At 50.7% G+C, this 1,939-nt stretch carries 3 protein-coding genes; 1 reads left to right on the forward strand and 2 read right to left on the reverse strand.

Annotation, left to right across the window (positions count from 1 at the left end):
- Positions 1-288 (reverse strand): hypothetical protein (locus ACR0P9_RS11720; RefSeq protein ID WP_432620357.1); only part of this gene is annotated, 288 nt, incomplete at its 3' end.
- A gap of 147 nt (positions 289-435) precedes the next feature.
- Between ACR0P9_RS11720 and ACR0P9_RS11725 the strand changes: the two genes are divergently transcribed.
- A complete protein-coding gene (locus ACR0P9_RS11725) occupies positions 436-1,620 on the forward strand; it encodes an iron-containing alcohol dehydrogenase (protein WP_432620359.1) in 1,185 nt (394 codons plus the stop codon).
- Positions 1,621-1,674: 54 nt separating this feature from the next.
- On the opposite strand, the gene ACR0P9_RS11730 is transcribed toward ACR0P9_RS11725, so the two are convergent.
- The coding region (locus tag ACR0P9_RS11730) for an NAD(P)H-hydrate epimerase (protein WP_432620361.1) at positions 1,675-1,939 on the reverse strand (265 nt) is incomplete at its 5' end.

A 1,939-nucleotide genomic window follows, 5' to 3' on the forward strand; every position in this document is an offset into this window, starting at 1 on the left:
ATAATCAAATTTTCCCAACGGAATGTCGTAATCAACACGGATCAAGCCCTTCAATACCAAAGCCTGAACTGCCCAGCTATATTCTTCCTGTGAAAATTGGGAATCTTCCAAATAAATCGGTGTTTTTAAGTTCCAGCTGGCAGCGACCGGAAGAAACGGTGTTACCGCCAGAGCTTGCAGCAAGGCATATTCCGCCGGAACCAAGGTCAGCGAATGGCACGATCCGCCGCAGCACGCACCGCAATGATTTTTTCCGCAATCTTTTCCGCAGCTTTTGGAACAACTCATATGCATCTCTCTCCTTTCGTGATAAATATATCTCAATTTATCGTAACGGAAAACGCAAGGTCTGTCAATTGTCTTTTTTTCGCAAATATGCTATGATAACAGTATCCATCATACACAGAGGAAAAACAAAAGTAGGAGGAATATTTTATGCGCAATTTTGAGTACAATACGCCGACTCATGTCGTTTTTGGCAAGGATTCTGTTGAAAAAGTAGGTCCACTTGTCGCAGCGCAGGGCTGCAAGAAAGTCCTGATTCATTATGGCGGCGGCAGTGCCAAGCGCAGCGGTCTGCTGGACCGTGTCGCACAGTCTTTGGACAAGGCTGGTATCGCTTCCGTTATGTTGGGCGGTGTTGTGCCAAATCCTCGCCTGAGCTTGGTTCGGGAAGGCATTGATCTGTGCCGCAAAGAAGGCGTTGATTTCATTCTCGCTGTCGGCGGCGGTTCTGTCATTGATTCCTCCAAGGCAATCGGCTATGGTCTTGCCAATCCGGGAGATGTTTGGGATTACTATCTCAAGAAAGTCGTACCGACCGCCTGTACACCGATTGGTGCCGTTTTGACCATCGCCGCAGCGGGCAGTGAAATGAGCAATTCTTCCGTCATCACAAATGAAGACGGTTGGCTCAAGCGCGGTTTGAACTGCGAATGCTGCCGCTGTCGTTTTGCTGTTATGGATCCGACCATTACGTATACCCTTCCAGCATATCAGACTGCCAGCGGTGCTTCTGACATCATGATGCACACGATGGAGCGATACTTCACCGCCGAGAGCGATCCGATGGGTTTAACAGATGAGCTGGCAGAGGGTCTGCTTCGTTCCGTGATGCGCGATGTGCAGACTGCCCTGAACAATCCGCAGGATTATGATGCGCGTGCCGGTCTGATGTGGGCAAGCAGCTTATCCCATAACGGTCTGACCGGATGCGGTACAGATGGCGGCGACTGGGCTTGCCATCAGCTGGAACATGAATTGGGCGGCAAATATGACATTGCACACGGCGCTGGTCTGTGTGCCGTATGGAGTAGCTGGGCACGCACTGTTATGCCTGCCAATCCGGCACGATTCGCCAAGTTCGCCGTTCGTGTACTCGGCGTAGAAGCCGATGCCGATGACACAGAGACCGCCAATCGCGGTATTGACGCCATGGAAGCCTTTTTCCATTCGATTGGTATGCCGACACGCATTTCCGAGATGGGCATCACGCCGTCAGAAGACGATCTGCGAGAGCTTGCCTACAAGTGTACGTATACGGACACGCGAACGATTGGACAATTCGTGGTTTTGGACAAGGAAGCCATTTATCAGATTTACAAAAAGGCTGCCCAGTAAGCCAATACAAGAAAACATCCAGCTCGTCTTTGAGCTGGATGTCTTTTGTTCTCTTTATGGATGACAAATATCCGGTATGCCGATGTCTGCCAAAACAACGGTACCACAAAAAGCCTTTGCCGCTTCCGCGATATGTACCTGCTTATACGAGTCAAACGCAATGGTACAATCTGCTCGTACTGCGCCCTCCGCCGCGATACCGGTGTCCGCCTGTAATCCGCTCGGCAAATCCAATGCGGCAATATACGTGCCGGAACGCTGCATGAGATCACAGGCTTTTCGTCCGGACGGGCGCAATTGTCCATGAAATCCTGTACCG

This window comes from Butyricicoccus sp. (assembly GCF_050872565.1).
GTDB lineage: Bacteria > Bacillota > Clostridia > Oscillospirales > Butyricicoccaceae > Butyricicoccus_A.

Bases quoted from the DNA above. Each gene is read 5' to 3' on its own strand.
- ACR0P9_RS11725 (WP_432620359.1), top strand. From the start codon at position 436: ATGCGCAATTTTGAGTACAATACGCCGACTCATGTCGTTTTTGGCAAG.